At 44.7% G+C, this 22,842-nt stretch carries 25 protein-coding genes and 1 other RNA gene; 10 read left to right on the forward strand and 16 right to left on the reverse strand.

The genetic code is table 11. The features are described 5' to 3' along the window. Positions 1-387: 387 nt before the first annotated feature. On the forward strand, positions 388-1,293 hold the full coding sequence (locus tag QGG23_04110; GenBank protein ID MDP6048612.1) for a site-specific DNA-methyltransferase: 906 nt from the start codon (positions 388-390) through the stop codon (positions 1,291-1,293). 287 nt (positions 1,294-1,580) lie between these two features. On the opposite strand, the gene QGG23_04115 is transcribed toward QGG23_04110, so the two are convergent. The 3 genes from QGG23_04115 to QGG23_04125 form a co-directional block, all read right to left on the reverse strand. Next, the gene (locus tag QGG23_04115) at positions 1,581-1,817 is read right to left on the reverse strand and encodes a sulfurtransferase TusA family protein (GenBank protein MDP6048613.1); all 237 of its coding nucleotides are present in this window, start codon (positions 1,815-1,817) and stop codon (positions 1,581-1,583) included. Between the two features lie 75 nt (positions 1,818-1,892). Continuing rightward, positions 1,893-2,327, reverse strand: coding sequence for a rhodanese-like domain-containing protein (locus QGG23_04120; GenBank protein MDP6048614.1), 435 nt, complete (start codon positions 2,325-2,327; stop codon positions 1,893-1,895). Between the two features lie 68 nt (positions 2,328-2,395). After that, positions 2,396-3,457: a hypothetical protein gene (locus QGG23_04125; GenBank protein MDP6048615.1), complete on the reverse strand. Its 1,062-nt coding sequence runs from the start codon at positions 3,455-3,457 to the stop codon at positions 2,396-2,398. A gap of 508 nt (positions 3,458-3,965) precedes the next feature. Between QGG23_04125 and QGG23_04130 the strand changes: the two genes are divergently transcribed. From QGG23_04130 to QGG23_04140, 3 genes are all read left to right on the forward strand, one after another. Then, on the forward strand, positions 3,966-4,850 hold the full coding sequence (locus QGG23_04130; protein MDP6048616.1) for a serine hydrolase: 885 nt from the start codon (positions 3,966-3,968) through the stop codon (positions 4,848-4,850). A gap of 96 nt (positions 4,851-4,946) precedes the next feature. Next, a complete protein-coding gene (locus tag QGG23_04135; protein MDP6048617.1) occupies positions 4,947-5,123 on the forward strand; it encodes a hypothetical protein in 177 nt (58 codons plus the stop codon). Between the two features lie 52 nt (positions 5,124-5,175). Continuing rightward, positions 5,176-5,307, forward strand: coding sequence for a hypothetical protein (locus QGG23_04140; GenBank protein ID MDP6048618.1), 132 nt, complete (start codon positions 5,176-5,178; stop codon positions 5,305-5,307). A 25-nt stretch (positions 5,308-5,332) separates the two neighbouring features. Here QGG23_04140 and QGG23_04145 read toward each other — a convergent pair whose 3' ends face one another. Further along, positions 5,333-6,163 (reverse strand): DUF362 domain-containing protein, encoded by an 831-nt coding sequence (locus tag QGG23_04145; GenBank protein ID MDP6048619.1) that lies wholly within the window; start codon positions 6,161-6,163, stop codon positions 5,333-5,335. A gap of 105 nt (positions 6,164-6,268) precedes the next feature. Here QGG23_04145 and QGG23_04150 point away from each other — a divergent pair, with 105 nt between their 5' ends. Continuing rightward, on the forward strand, positions 6,269-7,666 hold the full coding sequence (locus QGG23_04150; protein MDP6048620.1) for an aspartate aminotransferase family protein: 1,398 nt from the start codon (positions 6,269-6,271) through the stop codon (positions 7,664-7,666). Between the two features lie 369 nt (positions 7,667-8,035). Here the strand turns inward: QGG23_04150 and QGG23_04155 are convergent, their stop codons facing one another. From QGG23_04155 to rnpB, 3 genes are all read right to left on the reverse strand, one after another. Continuing rightward, positions 8,036-8,509: a hypothetical protein gene (locus QGG23_04155; GenBank protein MDP6048621.1), complete on the reverse strand. Its 474-nt coding sequence runs from the start codon at positions 8,507-8,509 to the stop codon at positions 8,036-8,038. Positions 8,510-8,665: 156 nt separating this feature from the next. Then, positions 8,666-9,412: a hypothetical protein gene (locus tag QGG23_04160; protein ID MDP6048622.1), complete on the reverse strand. Its 747-nt coding sequence runs from the start codon at positions 9,410-9,412 to the stop codon at positions 8,666-8,668. Between the two features lie 48 nt (positions 9,413-9,460). Beyond that, positions 9,461-9,750, reverse strand: an RNA gene (rnpB, locus tag QGG23_04165) — RNase P RNA component. Between the two features lie 87 nt (positions 9,751-9,837). On the opposite strand from rnpB, the gene QGG23_04170 reads away from it, so the two are divergent. Together QGG23_04170 and QGG23_04175 are read left to right on the forward strand one after the other, a co-directional pair. Beyond that, positions 9,838-10,878, forward strand: a complete 1,041-nt coding sequence (locus QGG23_04170) for a D-2-hydroxyacid dehydrogenase (protein ID MDP6048623.1) — start codon at positions 9,838-9,840, stop codon at positions 10,876-10,878. 328 nt (positions 10,879-11,206) lie between these two features. Then, positions 11,207-11,818: an L-threonylcarbamoyladenylate synthase gene (locus QGG23_04175; GenBank protein ID MDP6048624.1), complete on the forward strand. Its 612-nt coding sequence runs from the start codon at positions 11,207-11,209 to the stop codon at positions 11,816-11,818. On the opposite strand, the gene QGG23_04180 is transcribed toward QGG23_04175, so the two are convergent. Then, the gene (locus QGG23_04180; protein MDP6048625.1) at positions 11,815-12,702 is read right to left on the reverse strand and encodes an ARMT1-like domain-containing protein; all 888 of its coding nucleotides are present in this window, start codon (positions 12,700-12,702) and stop codon (positions 11,815-11,817) included. The genes QGG23_04175 and QGG23_04180 overlap by 4 nt on opposite strands. Before the next feature lie 65 nt (positions 12,703-12,767). On the opposite strand from QGG23_04180, the gene QGG23_04185 reads away from it, so the two are divergent. Beyond that, positions 12,768-13,310 (forward strand): THUMP domain-containing protein, encoded by a 543-nt coding sequence (locus QGG23_04185; GenBank protein ID MDP6048626.1) that lies wholly within the window; start codon positions 12,768-12,770, stop codon positions 13,308-13,310. Here QGG23_04185 and cgi121 read toward each other — a convergent pair. Both cgi121 and QGG23_04195 read right to left on the reverse strand, forming a co-directional pair. Continuing rightward, a complete protein-coding gene (gene cgi121 / locus QGG23_04190; GenBank protein MDP6048627.1) occupies positions 13,290-13,844 on the reverse strand; it encodes a KEOPS complex subunit Cgi121 in 555 nt (184 codons plus the stop codon). The two genes, QGG23_04185 and cgi121, sit on opposite strands and share 21 nt — an antisense overlap. A gap of 19 nt (positions 13,845-13,863) precedes the next feature. Beyond that, a complete protein-coding gene (locus tag QGG23_04195) occupies positions 13,864-13,989 on the reverse strand; it encodes a hypothetical protein (protein ID MDP6048628.1) in 126 nt (41 codons plus the stop codon). Positions 13,990-14,265: 276 nt separating this feature from the next. Here QGG23_04195 and QGG23_04200 point away from each other — a divergent pair, with 276 nt between their 5' ends. Continuing rightward, positions 14,266-14,859, forward strand: a complete 594-nt coding sequence (locus QGG23_04200) for a hypothetical protein (protein ID MDP6048629.1) — start codon at positions 14,266-14,268, stop codon at positions 14,857-14,859. Positions 14,860-14,996: 137 nt separating this feature from the next. On the opposite strand, the gene QGG23_04205 is transcribed toward QGG23_04200, so the two are convergent. Then, entirely contained in the window at positions 14,997-15,884 is an 888-nt protein-coding gene (locus QGG23_04205) for an SDR family oxidoreductase (GenBank protein ID MDP6048630.1), read from the reverse strand. A gap of 177 nt (positions 15,885-16,061) precedes the next feature. Beyond that, positions 16,062-17,852 (reverse strand): amidohydrolase family protein, encoded by a 1,791-nt coding sequence (locus QGG23_04210; GenBank protein MDP6048631.1) that lies wholly within the window; start codon positions 17,850-17,852, stop codon positions 16,062-16,064. 248 nt (positions 17,853-18,100) lie between these two features. Here QGG23_04210 and QGG23_04215 point away from each other — a divergent pair, with 248 nt between their 5' ends. Beyond that, a complete protein-coding gene (locus QGG23_04215) occupies positions 18,101-18,664 on the forward strand; it encodes a hypothetical protein (GenBank protein MDP6048632.1) in 564 nt (187 codons plus the stop codon). 138 nt (positions 18,665-18,802) lie between these two features. Here QGG23_04215 and QGG23_04220 read toward each other — a convergent pair whose 3' ends face one another. From QGG23_04220 to QGG23_04235, 4 genes are all read right to left on the reverse strand, one after another. Continuing rightward, positions 18,803-19,660 carry an ABC transporter permease gene (locus QGG23_04220; protein ID MDP6048633.1) on the reverse strand — a complete coding sequence of 286 codons (858 nt, stop codon included), beginning with the start codon at positions 19,658-19,660 and terminating at the stop codon, positions 18,803-18,805. Further along, complete coding sequence (locus tag QGG23_04225) at positions 19,661-20,602, reverse strand: ABC transporter permease (protein ID MDP6048634.1); 942 nt, start codon at positions 20,600-20,602, stop codon at positions 19,661-19,663. Between the two features lie 253 nt (positions 20,603-20,855). Next, positions 20,856-21,851 (reverse strand): ATP-binding cassette domain-containing protein, encoded by a 996-nt coding sequence (locus QGG23_04230; protein ID MDP6048635.1) that lies wholly within the window; start codon positions 21,849-21,851, stop codon positions 20,856-20,858. 7 nt (positions 21,852-21,858) lie between these two features. Further along, a complete protein-coding gene (locus QGG23_04235; protein MDP6048636.1) occupies positions 21,859-22,833 on the reverse strand; it encodes an ABC transporter ATP-binding protein in 975 nt (324 codons plus the stop codon). Positions 22,834-22,842: the final 9 nt, after the last annotated feature.

Below are 22,842 nucleotides of genomic sequence, written 5' to 3' on the forward strand. Positions count from 1 at the left end.
AGCTTGGTTGGAAATAGAGCGAATACATACTTGGGCTCCGTTTGAGTCCGCGTTGGAATAATAGGGTATAGGACCCCAACTACTTGATGCCCTTCTCTAGGATGCTGGGCTTTTCCTGGATATATGAAGTACATTAAGGTGCGCGCGGTGAAACTTGCAGTAAGACCGACTGCAATGTGTACTAATAGCGTGGTGAGTTAATGGGCTTTGTGTAGAACGTAAGCTAGATGCATAAGGGTTTGAGGAAGGAGAATGTCTCTTTGTAGGGGGCATCCGCGCTGAACTTTGTTTGAACTCGAGAAAGTCGGTTTAATAAGGTATACGACGCCAAATAGAAGAAAAGGAAGAATATGTAGAATTCGGAAAAGGAAACAGATACTGTGTAAAATGGAAAAATGTAAAATGGAAAAAAACAATAAAGGGACTAAAACAAGTGCGTTTGGGATTGGAAAAAGAGAACAACATGATTCATCGAAATTTTATAGTAGTAAATTATATAGGAATGTTAATATAAATGAAGATTTAGAGGAAATTAAAAATATTATAGATAGAAAATATTTGGACAGGGTAATATGGGCAGATAGTAGAGATATGAGTTTTTTACCGGATTCTTCTGTTCATTTAATGGTTACTTCTCCACCATATAATGTTTCCAAGGAATATGATGATGACCTAAGTCTAGAAGAGTACAAACATTTTTTAAAAGAAGTTTTTTCAGAAACGTTTAGAGTGTTAGTAAATGGAGGAAGAGCATGTATAAATATTGCAAATGTTGGAAGGAAGCCATACATTCCACTTCATAAATATATAATTGAAATTATGGATGACATAGGATTTATAATGAGAGGAGAAGTGATATGGAATAAAAGTGCTAGTGCTGGAGTTTCTACAGCATGGGGAAGTTGGAAATCTGCATCAAATCCAGTCCTTCGAGATGTGCATGAATATATTTTAATTTATTCTAAAGGAAAGTTAGGTAGAAAAAAGAAAGATAGAAACAATACAATAACTAAAGAACAATTTTTGGACTTTACTAAAAGCATATGGTCCTTCCCTGCAACATCAGCAAAAAAACTTGGACATCCTGCACCATTTCCAATTGAATTACCATACAGATGCATCCAACTTTACTCCTTTGAAAACGATGTTGTTCTAGACCCTTTTTGTGGAGTAGGTACAACAAATATTGCTGCAATAGTTTCTAACAGACGTCATATCGGCATGGATGTTGATCCAAACTATATTGACAAAGCCAAAAAACGAATTGAAGAGTTTATTCTTGAACAAAGTTAACAAGGATATAATATTCATTGAAAATACAAGATTAGATTTCGATAAATTAATTGCGCATGGGACATGCATGCAGCTCCGGTTGGTTTGACGTTTTCACATCACCGAAGGTCTAGGGGTGGATATTGAAGGGTTCAAGTTCTCTGCACTTTTAAGGACTTTTTAAGGCATTGATGAGTGGTCGTAAGATTTCAGGTCCAAAAATTAAGGATTAGATTGTACCAAGGGTCTTTTACGCGAGTGCGCAAGTAAATTTAAATTGAAAAAACCCATCTAACCGCATACGTGAGTTATTTTTTTTTCTTTACTAGGAATCGGTATTCGTTTAGACCCCGTTCTTCATAGGAGATGAGTTCTTGACCCGTAGCAATAGCCCATGTTGGAATGTCGGTTATACTACCGGGATCAGTGGTAAGAATTTCAAGCACACGATTAATAGCCATGTTTTTTATTGCCTGCATAGATTTTAAAATAGGCATGGGACAGGCGAGGCCCCGTGCATCAACTCTCTTATGAACGTTTATCATTAAGATTGCACTTTATTATTTACTCACGTGTGTAAAAGTTGTCATAGTTAATCATACTAACCTATTGAAAAAGTTCTATTCATCAGCGTTGGACCTAGTAGTGGGATACCCGCATTGATGCCATAAATCCGTGCCCCCTTTCAGACTCTTAACATCCGTAAAACCTGCCTCGGTCAATATTTCTACAGCGATCAAAGACATTCCACCTCCAGGGCACATAGTTACAATTGTCTTTTCTTTGAAGGATTGAAGATTTTCGAGATATGATGCTAATTCCAACAAAGGGATTGACCTGGCTTGGGGAATATGTCCATAACCCCCACTAAATTCCGTAGGAGATCGAATATCGATTAATAGTGGAAGGTAATTAGAATTTAAGAGATTAAATAAATCATAAACACTAATTTCAGACCATTCGGATCTGATCAATCCCGAGAAGTGTAAAATTAATTTGAGTATTTTTTTCCAATATATGACTATAGGTTTGAGATGATATTTTGCTACTGACATAATCTGACAACCTAAATAGTGATTATAAATGTTCAGTTTTGGATAATGGCAAAGCGCGTGAGGGGAATTCAGGTAAATTGGAGCATGCGCCCGGGATTTTTCTCAAGTATGGTGTGGATTTGCTCATCAGTAATGCATTGCATGCGCATAAGGAGAATAACTGTTGTCAAGATATGGTCATAACCAAATCCGCCGTATTGACGGAGGTCGGTTTTATTAAATACATCATGAGAGATCAGGATTTGATCAAGAAATCCACGATCAATGAGATGCTTGATACATCCGATTCGCTCCCAGTCAGAGAGCCCATACATGAGTTTATTGGGAAGCTTAATCGGGTTCTGTGATTGACCGAATCTATCGTACTCAATATAACACCCATTCTCAGCCAACTCTAAGGTCAGATCTATGTCATTTCCGTGTCTATTACCTACATGACTCATTACAGTCCGGTTAATATCCCCTCCATTATCACTAAGAAATTCTATGATCTCAATAGGAGAAGTCTGGCTTTGCCCTGGATGGATATTCACCGATATTCCTGTTATTTTCTGGGCTCGTGCAACAGCACCCAGCACCTTTACTTCAGTGTCTTTTAAAGGATATGAGCAGCCAATCTCTCCAAGTATCCCTGCTTTTATCCCGGTATCTCCTACCCCAATGGTTATATCACGCACAATTTCATCTGTTATCTGGTCTTCAGTTTTACTCGCCAGTTCCGGTGGATGACTTGTCCCCACGTAATATCCTGCTCCCATTATGATGTTAATGCCGGTTGCTCGAGATATGCGTGCCAGTCCCTCTGGATTACGACTGAGACCGATGTTCCCTACATCTACAACCGTTCCTCCGCCCTTTTTTTTATAATGATGCAGCTCAGAGATGGCGGACTCTTCGTTCAACAGACTCAAGTTATCAAGGCAGCTATTTTGATTTCTTTTAATCCAATCGAGATTCTCAATTTTGATTCGGGCATTAGCGAGTTCTTTCTGACTATCTATCTTAGGTTCAACAAACCTGTAGCTCGTGTCACATAGTAAATGCTCATGGGTCAGAGTAATGCCCATATCCCCTGCGTCAATCGTACCCAGCACAGTCTGGACTTTCCTCGATAGTTTATGCCTTGACATAATTAAACGTAGAAAGTGTTTAGATAAAAACTATATGAGAAAACATCCAACGGGTAATAAATCTCCCGTCCATTTCCCTTTTCCCGACGTTTGTGTCTTTAAGAATTTTGAGAAAGGGGATTCAACAGAAAAAATGAGAAAAAAAGGTTATTTCTTTTAGATTATATCTGTGACAAGGTTATGCCTGTTGGGGCAAGCTTAGATCCACTCGTTGGGGTCATGCCACGGGAACATTCCGTCCAGTGCAACTGTTGTGAGGATGGGGAAAAGGTTGTGATAGCACTAACCGCATATTCCGCCAGTCTCATGGATATTGACCTTAAAAGACCTCCCACCTCGTAGATGGCATCACAGCTCTCTATATTGGCTAAACATTAGATATGAACGCCGGTTCATTCCATCCAAGGGATAATACCTGATTGAAACCAGATGGCTGGTGATAAAAGCCTCAGCCGGGAAAGCAGCGAAATCGTTTAAGTGGTGAGGATATAAGTTTCTGTGATGCTTAATGGCTCTTATCGACGTTCTCAATGACGCTGTATCAGGTCTGAAGGGGACTTTAGGTGTATCAGTCAAGCACCTTGAGACAGGGGAGACTGCCTCCATCAATGGAGGGGATCTGTTTCCCACGGCAAGTGTATTCAAGGTCCCCGTCATCATCGAGTTCTTTAGACAGTTAGAATCGAAAACGGTATCCCTCGATGAGAAGAAAATGTTAGCGGAAGCGGACAAGGTCCCTGGGTCGGGGATCCTCAAGGAACTCTCCAATGGGTTGGAACTTACCTACGGAGATCTTCTGAGACTCATGATGATCCTAAGTGATAATACTGCCACAGACCTCGTCATCAAGAGAGTCGGAAAAGACAGGGTTAACGCGACCATCCGCTCACTCGGACTTGAGGAGACGAAGGTAGTTGCGGACTGCCGAGACATCCTTTTCGACCTCATAGGGCTGGGAGACCTCCCCGACGAAGAAAAGACCCTCGCCCTCTTCACAGAGAAGGCCCAGGGAACCACTCTAGTTGGCACTTGGTCCCTTGGGGTTGATGAAAATGATGTCACCACCCCTAGCGAGATGCTCCGGCTTCTGGAGATGATCGTCGAAGGGAAGGCGGCCAGCCGAGAAAGTTGCAACGAGATCATGGAGATCATGTCTAAGTGTCAAACTGGGGGAAATCGGATTCCCAAGTACCTCCCAAGGGCAGAGATGGAACTCACCCATAAGACAGGGAGCCTTCCGGGAATAAGGAACGACGCAGGTCTCGTTACAATCCAAGCCACTGGAGAGAGATATATCCTTAGCTGCTTCATAAAAGGGGCAGCGGACGTTTACGCCGCAGAGGAGACTATCGCAATGGTCTCAAAGAGTGTGTACAAATACTTTACAAAATAAAAATGGGAAAAAGAAGCTATTAGGTTTAATCCAGCAGACTGTTGAAGAGGCTCTTGTAGGAGCGGTGAGTCTACTAGATGCTGGGGACTAAAACTGATGAGAAAGCTACTACTCTCGCTACCATCATCCATGCTTTCCTCCGGTGCTTCCGCTCTCCTAGACGTCACACTTAAGGCAGCTCACAACAACCTTGTATATGTTTTTGCCCTCCGACAGAAGAAGGTCACGGGCCTTGCCGTCCAAATAAAGACTAAGGTGTGCCGGGGCATATAATATACGGTGAGGTGGCACAGGTCAATGTATATATTTAGAGTGGAGCGGAGCAATGGAACGCCCAGAAGTTCAGGCTCTTTACAACGTCTCTCATCTTGAACCTGAATCTGTTGAATGCGAACTCGCTGACGCCCCCGGACTAGAAGAGAGCGCCTCCATTCCGGGCGCGAGAAAGAGTTACTGAGTCGACCCCAGGGAAGCTCCCAAGCCTAAGGTCTCTTAAAGTCTCTCTTCACAGCCTCAATCCCGTCCCCCAAGATCTCGACGTTATCGATCTCCCCTAGACCCCTCTCGTGGGCCATCATAATGTGGTCGATTTCATGGGGGTTGATTCCCATCAACCTAGACGTTGTGGCGTCTACCGCAACGACGTCACTCCCAGCAACGATCGTCTCCATCTGGACGGGTGTTCCTCTTACAGGTCCCCGGCCCTCCATCGCCACGAACCCGTCGACCACAGTCAGATGAGGTTTGATAACGGTGTTAATGTCGGCCACGACTTTATGCATGTCCTTTATATGGTATTTTCCTTTGAACTTGTCGGGAAGAAGGCCAAAGAGATTCTTCATCCCTAAGGTTACCCCCGTATCGATATGGGTCTTCATCTTGGCGGCGCTCACGATCCCTGACTCAGCAACAATCCGTGGAACGACGATCTTCTTCAACGCCGCCCCATTCGGGATGGGGAGCGCCACCCGATCCTTTTCATGCCTTAAATTGATCCATTTGATCCCGTTCCTCTCGCACATCTTAGCCATTCCGGTGGCGTGGAAGGCCTTGGTGGCGTTGGTGGTCGTCGCGTCGGACTCAACAACAATGACTTCCAGGGGGAGGTCCTGGAGCCTCTGGAAGATTGCCTCGACTACCAGAGGGTCAGTAGTGGCACCGGTATCCCAAGTCTTCGTTGTGATAAAATTAACCTTTATGAGCACTCTGTCCCAGCCCTTCAGGGCGTCCTTATAGTCAATCAAATTCAGAGCCTTGTGGACGGGCGCGCGCGCTCTAGAGCCCTTTACGACCGAAACCCGTGAAAAGGTCATCCCAATCTCAGCATGAAAGATCTATCCTATAAGTTATTCCTGAAACGCTCTGACACGAGGACAATTTTTAAGTGAATATTCGAAACAATTTGTCTGAGAACTTCATTGAGTCCCATAAATTTTTCAGAGGACGAAGTCACTCGGATGCACGATGAGGCGGATAAGTACCTCGTCCAGAGATGGGAGCGCCGCCCTGGATATAAGCCCTTGATACTAACTCATGGAGATGGAGGGCACTTCTGGGACGCTAAAGGGAAGAAATATCTTGATTTTATGTCCCAGCTCTACAATGCCCACATCGGGCTCAACAACCGAGAGGTTATAGAGGCCGCTAAGAAGCAGCTCGATGAGATGGCCTACGCCTCCCCGAGCTATTCTAACGTCCCCCAGATCCAACTCGCCAAGAAGCTCGCTCAAATCACCCCCGGTGATCTCTGCAAAACATTCTTTGGAAACAGTGGCACCGAAGCCAACGAGGTAGCCATTAAGATTGCCCAACTCTATAGGGGTGCCTCGAAGGTAATCAGCTACTGGGACGCCTACCATGGCTCCACATACGCGATGGTGAGCGTCGGTGGCAGCAGCAGGAACCGCCAGTTCCCCGGCCTCAGCATCTTCGAGGAGTTCAAGCATGTCCCGTCGCCCTATTGTTACAGGTGCTTCTTCAAGAAGGAGTATCCTGAGTGCGACCTCCTCTGTGCCGAGTTCGTTAGGTACACCATCGAGAAAGAGGGGGAGAAATCTGTGGCCGCTTTTATGGCAGAGCCCATCTGCAGCTGGGCAGGCCAGGTGGTCCCCCCGGACGGCTACTGGAAGAAGATCCGCGAGATCTGCAACGAGACCGGAGTTCTCATGATCTTCGACGAGGTAATGACCGGCTTTGCCCGTACCGGCAAGATGTTCGCATGTGAGCACTGGAACATTGTTCCAGATATTGAAACCTACGCCAAGGGGATAACATCCGGCTACGTCCCCCTCGGGGCCACTATAGTGAATAAGAAGATCGGAGACCACTTTGATGAGAAGGGCTTCCCCCACGGCTACACCTACAGCGGCCACGCCCTTGCATGCGCCACCAGTCTTGCCGTCATCAATATCTACTATAAGGAGGACCTCACAAACCGGGCGGCAAAGATGGGAGAATATATGATGAACGAGCTCAGGGGGATGATGGACCGCCAACCTGTCATTGGGGACATAAGGGGTCTCGGCCTCTTCATGGGGGTCGAGCTGGTAGCGAACAGGGAGACCAAGGAAGAGTTCCAACCAAAGAACCTCACCCCTGAGCAGAAAAAAGACCCAGCCCACAATCCTATGGTCTACCTTAGCGACAGAGCAAAGGAAAAGGGCCTTATTATTGGCTCTGCCCCAGGCACTGGGATCATACGATTGATGCCCTACCTCCTCATCACCCAGGAGCAGGTGGACAAAGGGCTTAAGCTATTGGAGGAGACCATTGCGGAGACGACAAACAAGTTCGGCTACCCCAAAGCGCGCAAATAGAACTACTAACCTATGTAATTAGATGCTATGAAAAAAAATAACCTCATACTTCACGCGTGTGCACACTGATCAGGATAGTTTTTATTTTTTCGGAGTTAATCTCTGACTATATCGTCGCGCGCGATATTTTTGAGTGGCACAAGAGGTTATCTTATAGATTCTCTTCTCTGGGCGTATCACGCGCGCGTCTCATGCCACTCAGAGTTCTTTGATGGGAGTGAAGTGAAAAAAAAGATTAGAGCAAAGTTATTTTACAAGAACTAGTCGAAGGGGCATAGGCGTACGTGTTGCTAGAGGGTTATAGCCTAACCCATAAAGCTAATCATAATCTCTAGAAGATTGTTATTAGGTGTATTGTACTTGACGGTATTATGATTGAGTCCAGTACCACTCATCGGTCCAGGACTTTGACAGTGTGAAAAACAAATATTTCCCACTTCCTTTCATTTGACCATAATAGTGGTAGGTTGGAGTGATAAATTGCTGTACAAGCTCCATATCTCCAGCTCCAGTTGTATAGAAAGAACGAATTGTCACAAACTCGTTCGCAGGAACAGAAACGTCAAATTCTAAAGTTGAAATGTATTCATCTTCGATAAAGATATCTGCGTAATAGGATAATTCTACATCTATATTTGTAGGATTTCTCAGTCCAACAATATACGTGAACTTTCCGGATAGGGGATGAAGGGAGGTTATTTCTACAGAATAATCTAAATATTCTACAGAGTGGTAAACGTGATTTATTGCATCTGTGACTTGACCGTCCGCATAGAAATACAAAGCACCAATTCCAATAACTATGGAAATTAAAACAAGACTGATTTTTACGCTTTTATTCATATTAATACAAGATATAGATATTATTTTAGATTGCTTATGACTTTTTACGGTAAATAAGAGGTATGCAAACGAACCCTGCGTGCAGTTAAAATCAGGTGATTGTATCAGTATTTTACCAATATAACTGCTTCAATGCCCTCTTGTTACGCGCCCGCGTTACTTTTTTAAAGATTCAATAATGGTTATCCGATGCTTCGCGAAAACCCCTTTTTTGTACGTTATAGAAAAGGAATTGATCCAAACATCATCGCCTTCTACTAATCCACCTAATCCAGAGTGTGGATTACTTAATACGAAGAAAAAAGTGTCATCCTTTTTTACTTCATATTCAAAGATACCAGAATGAACGTCTTCCATCTTTCTATTAGGTGTAACTCCATGGAGCGAGAGTTGCGCGCGTTCAAAAACGAAATACTCGTTTGGAGTCATGATGTAAAGGTTAACAGTATTACTAGCTGATACTGACAACGTGACTTTCGTATCAACCTCAAAAGTGAAATTAAAAAAAGTATAGTTGTTTACCTCAAGGAGAAAACCTACGTCCAGTCCTATTTCCCTCTGCTCAATATCTGGGTAATACTCAGTGATAATAGGGACCGTGTAAACGAAAGCCAAGACACCACCTATAATTATTACAACTAACAAAATCACAAAAGTTCGATTTGAAATGCTCATTGGTTTCAATAGGAATTCAACTAAAAAACTATAAGTTTTATGCGCGCGCTTAGGATTGATCAGATCAATAGGGATATGAAGAAGCTGGCTCGCGCGCGCATCCATCTCTGCTATGAGACCATTAAAACGTTCAGGGTCATCTAACCTGCATCCGACTTCCAATATCTTTAGGGCTTTCCTCAAAAAGCTATCGTGTATTCTGAGTAGCCCTGCTTCTTCAGGTGCCATAAGACACCGAATACCCAGTTTTGGGGGATATCCGGTATAGGTTGGTCGGTGTGCCGGCCGTAACCCACCTTCTGTTCTAAGCGGCATTCAGCTATACGGGCTACCCGGGTCCTACCGCAGGAGGTCGTCGGACCCCTATTCGCCCTTTCACCCCGCTGGGTCAGCCGTCTCACCCAAACCCGTAGCGTCCTCGGCCTCCAAGGCGTCAAAGCATGCCACGGGAGGTATCGTTTCTGTCCGTTGCCAGGGGTCTCCCCCTACGCCTCACAGCGTCGCGGTCCTGCACGGTGGATGGAGTTTCCTCAGGCCATTGGCCCGGCAGCCGCTCACCGGCTCACCGACCAAGAAGGAAAAACCTGGACCCATCTAAATATGTTGCGCGACCCTGCAAAACCCCTAATAGCATCCTGAATAAGAATAACCCCATGAAAGAGCCCATAAAGATCTTCATCACATTTCGTCTCGCCCCTGAGCTCATCAAAAAAGTAAAGACGGCAGACCCTCGGGTGGAGATCATCTACGAGCCCGAGATCCTGGGCAAGCTCCGATATCCCAACGACCAGCACGGTGCTCACATAGAACGCACCCCCAAGCAGGAGCTGCGATGGTTGGAAAACCTATCCAACGCTGAGATTATATTTGGATATCTCAATCGCCAGTACGCTAGCATTATAAAGGAACTCGCCCCTAAGCTCAGATGGATCCAGTCCCCTAGCGCCGGGATTGGTCAATCAGCAAAGCGCACTGGGCTCACGGGGACAGACATCATCCTCACCACATCAAGTGGGATGCACGCAACCCCCCTTGCCGAGTTTTGCCTTATGGCAATGCTGATGCATATCAAGGACTATGCCTATATGGCCCGAGAAAAGGCGGCCCATCACTGGGCGCGCACTAGCACCACTGAGCTCCGCACCAAGACGCTAGCCGTGGTTGGACTGGGCAGGGTCGGGAGGGAAGTAGCCCGTCTAGGGCAGTGCTTAGGGATGAGAGTCATAGGGACTAAACGCCATATAGAAGGAGTCGCCCCTGCCTCCGTCAATGTTGAGAAGCTCCATCCCTGGACAAACCTCCACCCTATGTTAGGTGAGGCTGATTACGTAGTCCTTATCTGCCCTCACACAGAGGAGACACAGGGGCTCATCGGAGAAGCTGAGCTCATTGCAATGAAGGAGGGCTCCATGCTCATCAATATTGCTCGGGGCTCCGTCGTAGACGAGCCTGCCCTCATTCGAGCCCTCCAATCGGGCCACCTTGGGGGCCTCGCATCCGACGTCTTCTGGAAAGAGCCCCTTCCCCCCGAGAGTCCCTTCTGGGACATGCCCAACGTCATAATCAGCCCCCACTCCGCTAGCACCGCGGACACTGAGAACTCGAAGCTCACCGAGATCTTTGTGGATAATATCCACCGCTACATCGATGGAAAACCTATGCAAAACCTCCTTGACAAAGATGCCCTCTACTAATCGGGGGCAAAACTAATCCCATATACCTCCAACATATCGAAAACTCGCGAAGGCATTCCAAAATCGGCTTCATAAAAGAGCTGAGAATGAAGAACTGGTGCGACGTATGGCCTGCAAAGACCAGGTGAAAAGGCTTCGGGGAGCCTGTATTGGCCCCTAAGGCATATTTCCCATAGATTGCCTCGTCCTACTAAAAACTACAGAGACGCAAATCCCAAGGGGTTACAAGGAGGCGAGATGCTATTCCATCTTCCTCTGCATAAAGGCGTTGCCCTGATGACTCCACATCTGCCATATATTTAAGTCCCTTAAAGCCGAAATCAACCGGATGAAAGTCCTCCCCGCCACTGAAGAGCATATTAAGATAGCAACTGCTCTCGTCCGCACAGGGGGCATTGTCGTCTACCCCACTGAGACAGTTTACGGCCTAGGATGCGCCCCTCAGATCAATGACGCCGCAAGGCGGATCTGCGAGATCAAGGGGAGGGGAAAAAAGCCCCTCCCCCTCGCCTGCAGCAGCGTCACGGTGGCTAGAAAAGTAGTGGAGTTTAACCCCATAGCAGAGCGCCTCGCTGAGAGATTCTGGCCGGGGCCCCTTATGCTAGTCCTCCCTGCGGTCATGGAGTATGGCATGTACGTCACCCATGGGGCCAAGACCCTGGGAGTCAGGGTCCCCGATCACGAGGTCTCCAGGAGCCTCGCGAGGCAAAGCGGGGGGGTCATCGTGAGCACCAGCGCCAACAAGACCGGTATTGCTCCGCCTACCACCGTAGAGGGGGCTATCCAGCAGATAGGAGAGGAGGTTGATCTCGTCCTCGACGCAGGTCCCACCCCAGGAGCGATCCCCTCCACTGTCCTCAATTTAAGCGGGGAGCAAATCTGGGTGATCAGAAGAGGGCCCATTACGCAGTCCCAAATAAATACAGCACTTGACGCCTAGAGACTCCAACCCTGGGACACGAGCTTTGCGACATTCTCCCTGAGAGGGACCCCAACTGAGGTTGCCACAGGATCACATTTAGCCCTGAAAATGAATAGCGTTGGGCAGGGGGCCCTATACTCGGTTAAAGTCTCCCAGTTGGCCATTCCTTTGGCAAGGATCACGTCCGTTGAACCATAGACATCCAAGAACTCAGGAGAGACCTCAGAGAGATTGATCCCCACCGCATCGGTGCCTGTTGAGATAACTAGGTCTGCCTCGCCCACCATTCCCACAGCCTCGGCATCCTCCATCAGAGCATCATTGAGGCTGGGCCCCCCCTTTACAGCCACGGCTACCCAGCACCCCAGACGCCTAAGCTCCCGGACCACTAGTTTGTCGAAGACGATCTCACCTGCGTTGTCAGTGAGATAAAGCAAGTTGGTGCGGGGCCCCAAGAGCTCTCTGAATTGATCCAGATTGTCTATGGTGAAAGCCTCGTTGCAAATGTTCTTAAAGGCGGCGTTGACGTCAGAGCTGTGCCCCGGGACGTCGTACTCAATGATGTTTCCAAGGCAGGAGATGAGAGCAGCCTTCCTTAGTCTTTCCTCTTGTGGCTGGCTAGCCACGAGGGCCTCGAAGGAGGGGAGGGTCTCAAGAGCCGACTGGTTAGCCTGCCTCTTGAGCTCTGCGTAGGAATCGAGGCACCCGGTGACTTCGTGGACGCGCCTGTCTCTCGAGGCTCCAATAAGGGCGGGAACCGCATCGGATCCATACATGTCGGCTATGAGATGGAGGATGACCTCCATGGTCTTCCTGCGTACCTTTTCGTCGTCGGTGGATCTAAGTATCTGCTGGTATCCTCTGTGGAGGAGACAGTAGCCGCAACGCGCACCCACCTTCATCTTGAAACCTCAGACGCATGGAGGGGCATTGATATAAAAAAGGTAGGGTCATCTGTATAACCGCCTTGATCAATGACCCCGATCTCCTCGCCACATCAGATATATGGAGCATGAGCGCCGCGTGTAGCGAGCTCTGGATGCTCCTCAGGGCGGTGGGAGACAAGACCCCCAGGGTTTACAAGACCAGGGTGAAGGGGCTCATCGCTGCGGAGACCATCATCGGTCCCCTAGACGCCATCCGAGGGATAAGGGGGGAGATCCGAGAGAGACCTGAGAGTTTCAAAAACCTCCTCAGGGTCATCCCAGTTGAGGCCACGGTTCCCACGGAGATAGGTGAGATCGTGGAGAAGGCTCGGGGGCTCGCGGAGAAAATCCCCAGGGACGAGTCCTTCAGGGTGACCTTGGAGAAGAGGAGAACGAAACTGCGGAGCAGGGAGGTCATTGACACCGTCGCTGAAAGGATCGACCGAAGAGTGGACCTAGGTGAGCCCGACTGGGTGGTTTTGGTGGAGATCGTGGGGAAGAGGACTGGTGTAGCGGTGATCCCCAGGGACGGGATACTCAGCGTTCAGAAAGAGCGGGCGGAACTAGCGTCTCAGGGGAAGTAGCGCACCTTTCTCGACCAGGAGGCTCGTGAGAGCACTATAGCGTTCACCGCCCACTGCCTTGAGCTCATTTTCTAAGACCCCAAAAACTTGGGTAATTTCACGGAACTTTTTTTCATCCAGAGCAAGGACGGAATCGTCGGCTTTTCCCAGGATATCAAATGCTTTCCTGAAAGCCGCTTCGCTGAGACTGTCTCCCACCACGATCAGGGCTAATTGCTTAGTATCCGGGCCTATCCCAACCAAGTCCAAGGCCTTAGAGATTTGGTCTTGGCATGACACATAGAGCAGTACCTCGATACTAAGCCCCCGGGAAATTGCCGATCCCGCCTCAATGGCGCCTACCGCGTTCACTGCAGCCATGTAAAGGTGCCTCCACCCTGCGATCCTAGCGGCATTGAATACCTGGAAGCCGGCCGGGCCGATGGCATCTTTGAGGTTTCTCAGAAGCTCGTCTACATCATTCACGGTAACACCATTGAATCCACCGATGGAAACTGCCTTAGTAGAACCCTTTATGGTGGCTATTTTGACCATCTCACTCTACTCTTAAAGTTTAGCTCAGTGCGCGGGTAACCTCTGCTTTGGTTTCCCGGTGAGCGTTGAAGGCGACTTGGAGGAGGCTCAGAGTGTTCCTTCCCTTCCAAGGGAAGGCATAGACTCCCAAGACTTTGGGTAACATCCCGATCAGATGAGAGGAACGATTGATGATAAAGGTCTTCCCAGTTAGGATATGGAGGATAAAACAGTCTCCTTAAAAAAAACCTAAAAAAAGGGGGTTTAGATGGGTCTGGCTAGTTCATGTTTTTCTTTAGCCTTTGGCTGACAACCCTTGCGAGTGATAATTTAAGTCATGGACTTTTTCTTTGGATAAAATTAGTGCGCGAATTGAAGGCACTGGAAATAAATTTCTTCTATTGAAAAAGTTAAAAGGGTTTGGATTACAATTCTCCTAGTAATGATGAAAGCTACTAAAACAATACTAGCGTTGGTAATTATCGTGTTTTCAGTGACATCAGGTTTTACAATTGTTTGGATCGCTAATGCTCAGCCTGCAGATGAGTCGAAGGAGGAAAGTTTTGAGGGTGAATCCCCATATACTTTCCGACTTGAGGGTTTAATAAGTGAAAGTGGAGAGGAGATATCCAACTGGGATGTAACAGTAGTTGCTCAAATTCAGTCAATTGGATCATTCGATCCCTTACTTCCTGGTGGTGTCGGGAAGAATGTTGCCGGAAAAAATGTTAGCATGCCGGGAGATATCATTGAAATCGTCTTGTATGATTTAACCGACGATAAAAAAGTAGAGTATATCATTGGACAAGGCGCAAAGGCAGTAGCCACTCTTGTAGAACTAGATTTAGAACTGGATCATGAATATGAGGTTCGAATAACTACAATTCCGGAAGGAAGACTCTTAGCGGGAACAATAAAAAATGAGTGGATTGAAACGAAAAAAAGTTCCGGTATTCCGGGATTTGGTACAGAGTCGATTATCCTTGGCTTACTTTCGGGTACAATAACGCTTTGGGTATTGAAGAAGAATCAATAGATGCTTGAAAAACTAAGAATAAATTTTATCCAGTAGTAAACTGAGAGCTTAGATTTTTGCATTAATGACTTTACCGGTTATTAAGAAAAAATAATTAATGAGCACGCAAAAAAAATATAATATAAAAAGAGGGGTAATTAGTAAAACTCTAATTCTTTAATTCCACCTTCCGGAGTTTGGTAACGTACGCTTTTCGGAAGGTCGTAAGTTACATAGACAGCTTGTGTTAATTTCTTGGTCCAGTTTGCTAGAGCAGCCTCTCTTCCATTTCGACTTAGATAGTCCGCGACTTCTCTTGTACCTAATCTCTGCCCGGTAATACCAGAACCATCTTGAAGAGCCAAGAAAACCCAAGCTTCCTGGAAAGCTTCAACCAAAGATTCATCGTCGGCGTATCTTTCTTGCATCTCATCGGGCATCGCTGAGGCTTCTGCGAGCGTCAGTTCAGTGGGTTTCAATCGTTTTCCGGGGGGAGAAGCCACGTTTAGAGAATTCACCGCAATGTTGTATTGCTTTAACTCCATTGCTAAACATTGAGTTAATCCTTCGATAGCATACTTAGTTGGGCAATAGCCTATTTCAGCAACAAATCCTACTTCGGCTGATCGTGACGTGATGTTTAAAATGCTGCCACCGCCTTGGTTCTTCATGGTTTCAAAAAATGCTTTTGATAAAATGAATTGCGATCTGATATTAACGTTGAAAGTGAGGTCCCAGTCTTTTACGGTCATCTGATCAAATGTTTTCCATAGGCTGGTTGCGGCATTGTTAACAAGGCAATCGAGTCTTCCATACTTATCTAGAATATCATCTCTCATTTCATAAATTTCTTTCTCGTTAGAGAGATCCATGGGATAAATTGTTACCTCGCCTCCATGAGAGCGGATGGTCTGCGCCATACTTTCCAACTCGGAACTTGTACGGGAGCAGCCTGCGACCTTAGCCCCAGCACGAGCATAAGCGACCGCCATTCCCCGACCAAACCCCCTTCCAGAGCCCGTGACTAAAACTACTTTATCTTTCATTTCATTCAATCTGAAACCCATTGCTATCAACAGTTAACTAATATAAATAATCTTTTTGTATATCAGAAAAGCTCTAACTTAGAATCAATTTAATCATTAGAAACAATATTTTAATTTTTTTATATTATTATTAATACATCTTGGTCATTATTTGCAGGAAAAAGGGAAAAGTTGATGTTAATTGCTTCTTCTCAGGATCTTTCCAGGCCTCTCTCCGGTTAGTTTTCCACCTTTTACTGCCGGAATGCCATTGGTGAAAACATATTCTATTCCTTGCGCATATGTTCTGGGCTCTAACTCCGTTCCGGTTATTCTGAGATTCTTCAAGTCCAATAGTACAATGTCGGCGTATGCACCCTCCCTAAGGATACCACGACCTTGAAGGTTGTGTACTCGGGCTGCGGTCCTAGAGATTCTCTGGACGGCTTCATCAAGTGTGAAAAGATTACCATCTCTAACGTATTTGATGAGGAATAAAGGAAATGCACTGTAGGAATTGATTCCTCGTCGTGTATACGGTGGATTCGGGGAGGAGTATTTACTATCTATTGCCCATGTGTCGAGTCCAACGCTTCCTAAGGGATGGATATAGAATAGGTTATGACTTTCTCGTTCCCAAGCCTTTCTTCCAGATGTATCGGGATACATCAAAGTCTCGTGATCCTCAGTGATTATATCGAAAAAGGTCTCAAGTTGATCGGCTTCTCTATCGGCGGCTATTTCAGCAATGGTCTTTCCATCTATTCCGGGGCTCCTACTTTTTATGATGTAAATGGTCTCTGCCCATTTAGGATTGAAATTTGGGCTACAGTATATCACCCAGCTCCAGGAGCCACTCATGATGACATCTTTAATCTCTGCCCTGAAATCCTTGGACTTTAGCCATTTGCTAAGGTTCTCTCTGCTCCCTAGAGTCCGGAGCCAAGGCTCGAGGAGGGAGGCAAGATAGGGGCCGATCCATGTAAAGCCTCCCCGTATCATAGTGGGTATTGTATCCCAAGTTATATCAAGCTCGTTCTCGGATTCTCGGGCAATTGTATCGAGGGTAACCTTAATGTTCGCTCTTTCTAATTCTTCTGGTGGCGTTGGAATAATGGTCCAACCTGATCTGAGATGAGCTAGATGGAGTCTAACCCCCGTTTCTTTATGAATTTCGATGCTTTCAAGTATCCCTCTAATAGGCTCTGAGGGTTTTCGTCCACTAGTAACGCCGGTCCTGAGACCTGTTTTCCTCCAGTGGGGGCAATAAATCCCATTATATGGTTTTAATGCAGAAACCCCATCAACCAGTTCCTCGGTTGTTGCATAGACATCTGGATCGTAATCTAAGCCTGCACTCATCCCGATGCATCCGTCCTCCATAGCACCCACAATAAGGTCTTTCATTTCCCCCATCTCCTTCTTTGTGGAGGCGCGCTTCGAGTCAAGTCCCATAACGTGTCGGCGTATTGTGGCGTGCCCGACGAGAGGTGCATAATTCATTGATATTCCGATCTCCTCTACTTTATTGAGAAAGCCTTTCATGGTACTCCAGGTTATTTTCCATCCAAAGACCTTGTCCATCCATTCATTCACTTGATCAATTGAATAGAAACGCTTGTTTGGATGGTATTTGTAGGGGTCAAGTTCGGAGAGATAGTCGCTGAGCATCACGGGCATCATTCCTTGGTCACTAACAGGGGCCATGGATTGCCCACATTGACCACCAATGAAGGTCGTAATTCCCTGCATAATGCCATTCTCACAATCAGGATACCATAGAACCGTTTGGTCAAAATGGCTGTGAGCGTCTATAAATCCGGGGAGTGCTGTCAATCCCCTGGCATCCACCACCGTTTTAGCGTCCCCAGTTACATCGCCTAGGGCAACCACTTTATCCCCATTTACGCCGATAGACCCCTTATAGGGGTCTTTCCCCATTCCCTCTACAATTAAGGCGTTATTGATGAGAAAATCAAATTCATCCAAAAAAATTCACTGACAGAAATATAGGTCAAACCTATAAAAAATATTTTAAGTTTTTTGTTGTGGAAATCAAAATCCGATTCATATTATCCAATAAAATGAGTGAAATGAACTATTGGGTAAGATACGGTTATTTAAGATGATTTTTTTTCACTTATTATGATTTCTACCACCCTAATGCAAAGAAACAATATTCGCGCGCATAAATAAGGATAAACGTAATAAGAGACAATTGGGGAGTTGTGGGAGTAATGATGAACCCAAGATCTTTATTTTTCGGTACAGCTCTTGGTATCATATTAATATTTATTGGGTTATCTGGTCCCTGGTTATCATATTCGGCTAAGTGGAGTTATTATGCAAATGAAACAGATAGATATCACGGCGAGACCTTAGCTGAAGCTTCACCATTTTTAATTAAATACACATTGAATGTAACTTCGAGCACTTCACGTCCTGGGCTCATCCGAGAAATAGTCCCACTTAAAATATATTTAGGCGCGAATAACAAATTTTTCTATGATCCCATGGCATCACTATTAGGGTTATTCTGTACAGTTGGTGCAGTCATAAGTTTATCTAGTCAATTTTGGAAAAAACAGGATATTTCGTTCTTCGGAGGGCTTTTAAGTCTCTTAGCTACTATCTCCTTTTTCATTACACTCCCTAGAAATATCAACGTTATTTATTTAACCACGATGCCTCATTGGGTCTACACTTCAATAGGAGCAATTGTCGTAATGGTGTCCGCGATATCTGATTCAATAGAATCCTTTATCCGGGCTATTTTGAACACGACTCTACTTGTTACATAAAACGTATTGAATTAAAGTTGTAGACATGATTAAAGCTTACCATTTGAGTAAAAACGAATATTTGTACATACCGCGTCAGGAGCTTTGTAGTTAATAGGTATACATTGACTTTGCGTATAATAGATAATCCAGAAAGAACTATAGTTTCAAGTACTTTCTTCTTGGATCTATTATATCCCTTAATGTCTCTCCTATTGTATTGAACGAGAAAGCCACCAGAAAAATAGCTAAGCCCGGGACTACGGCGGCCCATGGTGCGTAGACCAAATATGCTCTTGATTGTTGCATGAGGACTCCCCAGTCAGGAGTTGGAGGACTTGGACCAAGTCCCAGAAAGCTGAGACCGGCTACGCTCAAAAGAGTTCCAGGCATACTAAAGGTCATTTGTACAATGATTGGCGTTAGAATATTTGGGAAGATATGACGGACCATAATGCGGTTCCTACTTGAGCCTAAAGCCCTGGCGTATTCTATATATCCGGTCTCTTTAACCGAGAAGGTTAGACTTCTCGATAATCGCGTGTAACCGCTGATTCTCCCTATCGTCACTGACCACATAGCGTTCCAGAGTCCAGGACCTAATACATTGATAATAGCTAATGCAAGAAGCAACCCTGGAAAGCTCATTAGAATGTCTACTCCTCTCATAACTGCATCATCAACATAGCCCCCAACATATCCAGATATTATTCCAAGTGCTATGCCGATCGTTGCGGAAATGAGGGTTGGGATAACAGTCACCATTAAGGCAACTCTGCTCCCCCAGATGATTAGAGATAAAATATCTCGCCCAACAAAATCTGATCCAAGAAAATATTTCGGACCTGGGGGTACAAGTCTATTTGCTAGATCTACCCGCTCGTACCCTGTGGGAGCAAGAAATTGAGGAAATGCAGCAAAAAGGATTAACGTGAAAACGATACTTAACGCGAAAATGATAGTGGGTTCTCCTTTTGCAGCTTTGAATAGTTCACCTATAATGTTCCGCCTTTCCATTTATATTCCCCTCTCATAACGGATCCTAGGGTCTAAATATACATATAACACATCTACAACTAGGTTTGTTAAACTGTAAATAATGGCGATAAACAGGATACATCCCTGAACAACAGGGTAATCTCTCATTGATACGCTTTGGGTTGTTAGAAACCCAAGGCCAGGATAGGAAAAGATTGTTTCGACAATGAATGACCCGCTTAGGGCCCATCCAAAGGACATACCCAGGACGGTAACTATAGGTAATAGAGCATTTCGGAGAATATGTGAAATTAAAATTCTTCTGTTTTTTAGACCTTTTGCTCTTGCAGTTTTTACAAAGTCCTGACCTGCAACTTCCAGTAAACTACCTCGGGTAATTCGGCTGATATAACTTATACCACCTACTGAGGTAGCTAAAGCCGGTAAAACAAGGTGCCTTAATTCCCCCGCGCCAAATGCGGGAAACAATTTAATCTTCAATGCAAAAAGATAAATTAGAACTATTCCAACGAGGAAAGACGGAAGGGACCAACCGAAAATTACCATGAATCTTATGAATTTATCAATCCGTGAACCAGCTTTATAGGCTGAGATGACTCCGAGAAATAATCCACCTGCAGTTACCAAAGACATGGAAAAAATAGCTAGGTTTATCGTGTAGCGAAATCTATTGCGTAATAAATACGTTGTAGAAACGTTTGATATTAATGATTTGCCCCAATTCCCTGTTAGTAAATTTTTTAGCCATATAATATATTGAACGTAGATAGGCCGGTCTAAGCCCATTTGACGTCGTATAATAACGATAACATCTTCAGTAGCCCGTTGCCCAAGAATTATTTCTGCCGGGTCACCGGGGATTAATCTGACGAGGGTAAAAACGATTAGGCTAATTCCAAGAAGTGTCGGGATTAGGTATAGACCACGTTTTAGAATATATTTCCACATATAACCATTCAATAACGGTTTGTGATTCTTATAAGATTTTTGTCAGTTTAAATATAAAGTTTTTATCATAATTTCTATATTATGTAGGTTCTAAATTGTTCATCAAAATTCAAAATGTTAGTCAAATAGAGTATGATTATATTACTATCTAGAGAGTGAAAAGGAGTAAAAATACTTTAAAAATATTCATTTCTAATAGTATATAATTAATAACTTATAGAGGTCATAGGAGAGGTGTTTATTTAATGTCCCTACTTTCTCAATATTACTGCACTAGGTGGCATGCTGCAAGGTGTCCCTGTTTCTCTACTAATTCAGGTTCAACGGTTCTACAGATTTCAGGATTGCCTTGATCCTCTGTTAATACACATCTCGGATGGAATCTACATCCTGAAGGAGTGTCGATTTGATCAGATATTTCGCCTTTAATTTTGATTTCCTGAACTTTTATTTTTGGATTTGGCGAGCGCACAGCTGAAAATAATGCTTGAGCGTACGGATGCAACGGGGTATTAATTATTTCATCGGTTAATCCGGTTTCAACTATTTTTCCAAGATACATAACCGCTATGCGATCTGAAACATATCTTGCAACGGCCAAGTCGTGTGTGATAAAAAGCATAGAAAGATTGAGTTTATCACGAACTGAGAGTAGAAAATTTAGAATATTAGCTTGAATCGAAGCATCCAGCATTGATACAGGTTCATCGCAAATTAGGAGTTTTGGATTTAGAACCAAAGCTCTTGCAATTGAAACACGTTGCATTTGGCCCCCGCTCAGCTCGTTTGGATATTTAGTAATTATATCATCAACAGGAACCAAATTTACAGTTTCCATACTTTTGATGATGAGATTATTTTTTTCCTCTTTAGTTTTTGCGAGTTTGTGAACATGTATGGATTCACCAATAATATCATAGACTCGCATTCGAGGATCCAAGGATCCAAAAGGATCCTGTAAGATTATTTGAATCTCGCGTCTAAACTTTAGTTCATCCCGCTGGGAAGAGTCAAGATCAATGCCATTAACGAAAACCTTACCGCCGGTCTTGGGGGTCAAATTTAGGATTACTCGTCCTATCGTGGTCTTGCCGCATCCACTTTCGCCTACCAGGGCTAAAACTTCTCCTTCTTTAATAGTAAAATCTACGCCATCAACGGCTTTAACGTAAGTTTTTTTTCCTCTCAAAATGTCTAGGAATCCGCCTCTTAGAACGAACCATTTTTCAAGGTCTTTGACTTCCACAATATTTTTTGCCATAGGCATATCATTCCGCCAGGTGACAAGCAACTGGATGTTTTTGTTTCTCAGTCAAAACCGGGTCAATGGTCCTGCAGATTTCTGGGGTTCCTTTTGAGTTATACAATGAACATCTTGGGTGGAATCTACAGCCATTTGGAGGGTTCATCATATCGGGAGGATCCCCTGAAATACCATCTATTTTTTTTGTAGACCGGATGTCTGGAAAAGCATTGACCAACGCTTGAGTGTAAGGATGAATTGCGTCATTAAAAATTGTATTCACTTGACCCGTTTCAACTACTTTACCAGCATACATTATGGTACATCTATCTGCCATCTGAGCAATCACAGAGAGGTCATGACTAATCAATAAAACTGAAAGACTCATACGTTCTTGGATATTACGCATAACTTGTAACACATTTCTCTGGGCGATTAGGTCGAGTGCAGTTGTGGGCTCGTCAGCGATTAAAAATGAAGGGTCACAACCAAGTGCCATAGCTATCATGACTCTTTGCTTCATCCCTCCGCTTAATTCATGTGGAAAACTTTGGGAAAATCTCTCTGAAATTCCAACTTCTGAAAGTAAGTTAATAGATCTTCCGTTAGCTTCTTCTTTTCCAATTTCTTCATGTGCCCTAATAGCTTCTGATATTTGATCGGTTATAGTCATACAAGGATTGAGTGCGTTCATTGCCCCCTGGAAGATGATGGAGAGCTCTGTCCATCTAACTCTTCTAAATTCTTCGTCTGTTAAGTTAATGAGATTTTTTCCATTTAGCTGAATTTCCCCTTGTGTAACATGACCATTCGCAGGTAATAGTCGAAGTATAGAATATGCAAGCGTTGATTTACCGCAAGCTGATTCACCTGCTAGTCCCATGACCTCCCCTTCCTTAATTTGGAGGTCCACACCTTCAACTGCTTTTAATGATCTTTTCTCAACAGTATATTCTGTAACTAGGTCTTTAATAAAAATAGAAAAAGGAGAGGTGGCCATTTGCTTTCA

Source organism: Candidatus Bathyarchaeota archaeon (genome assembly GCA_030739585.1).
Classification (GTDB): domain Archaea; phylum Thermoproteota; class Bathyarchaeia; order TCS64; family TCS64.

Bases quoted from the DNA above. Each gene is read 5' to 3' on its own strand.
- QGG23_04200 (MDP6048629.1), top strand. From the start codon at position 14,266: ATGATGAAAGCTACTAAAACAATACTAGCGTTGGTAATTATCGTGTTT.
- QGG23_04180 (MDP6048625.1), bottom strand. From the start codon at position 12,702: ATGAAGGTGGGTGCGCGTTGCGGCTACTGTCTCCTCCACAGAGGATAC.
- QGG23_04220 (MDP6048633.1), bottom strand. From the start codon at position 19,660: ATGGAAAGGCGGAACATTATAGGTGAACTATTCAAAGCTGCAAAAGGA.
- QGG23_04125 (MDP6048615.1), bottom strand. From the start codon at position 3,457: ATGTCAAGGCATAAACTATCGAGGAAAGTCCAGACTGTGCTGGGTACG.
- QGG23_04195 (MDP6048628.1), bottom strand. From the start codon at position 13,989: ATGTTACCCAAAGTCTTGGGAGTCTATGCCTTCCCTTGGAAGGGAAGG.
- QGG23_04145 (MDP6048619.1), bottom strand. From the start codon at position 6,163: ATGACCTTTTCACGGGTTTCGGTCGTAAAGGGCTCTAGAGCGCGCGCG.
- QGG23_04170 (MDP6048623.1), top strand. From the start codon at position 9,838: ATGAAAGAGCCCATAAAGATCTTCATCACATTTCGTCTCGCCCCTGAG.
- QGG23_04175 (MDP6048624.1), top strand. From the start codon at position 11,207: ATGAAAGTCCTCCCCGCCACTGAAGAGCATATTAAGATAGCAACTGCT.
- QGG23_04155 (MDP6048621.1), bottom strand. From the start codon at position 8,509: ATGAATAAAAGCGTAAAAATCAGTCTTGTTTTAATTTCCATAGTTATT.
- QGG23_04215 (MDP6048632.1), top strand. From the start codon at position 18,101: ATGATGAACCCAAGATCTTTATTTTTCGGTACAGCTCTTGGTATCATA.
- QGG23_04110 (MDP6048612.1), top strand. From the start codon at position 388: ATGGAAAAATGTAAAATGGAAAAAAACAATAAAGGGACTAAAACAAGT.
- QGG23_04230 (MDP6048635.1), bottom strand. From the start codon at position 21,851: ATGGCAAAAAATATTGTGGAAGTCAAAGACCTTGAAAAATGGTTCGTT.
- QGG23_04140 (MDP6048618.1), top strand. From the start codon at position 5,176: ATGGAACGCCCAGAAGTTCAGGCTCTTTACAACGTCTCTCATCTTGAA.
- cgi121 (MDP6048627.1), bottom strand. From the start codon at position 13,844: ATGGTCAAAATAGCCACCATAAAGGGTTCTACTAAGGCAGTTTCCATC.
- QGG23_04160 (MDP6048622.1), bottom strand. From the start codon at position 9,412: ATGGCACCTGAAGAAGCAGGGCTACTCAGAATACACGATAGCTTTTTG.
- QGG23_04135 (MDP6048617.1), top strand. From the start codon at position 4,947: ATGAGAAAGCTACTACTCTCGCTACCATCATCCATGCTTTCCTCCGGT.
- QGG23_04115 (MDP6048613.1), bottom strand. From the start codon at position 1,817: ATGATAAACGTTCATAAGAGAGTTGATGCACGGGGCCTCGCCTGTCCC.
- QGG23_04120 (MDP6048614.1), bottom strand. From the start codon at position 2,327: ATGTCAGTAGCAAAATATCATCTCAAACCTATAGTCATATATTGGAAA.
- QGG23_04130 (MDP6048616.1), top strand. From the start codon at position 3,966: ATGGCTCTTATCGACGTTCTCAATGACGCTGTATCAGGTCTGAAGGGG.
- QGG23_04235 (MDP6048636.1), bottom strand. From the start codon at position 22,833: ATGGCCACCTCTCCTTTTTCTATTTTTATTAAAGACCTAGTTACAGAA.
- QGG23_04205 (MDP6048630.1), bottom strand. From the start codon at position 15,884: ATGAAAGATAAAGTAGTTTTAGTCACGGGCTCTGGAAGGGGGTTTGGT.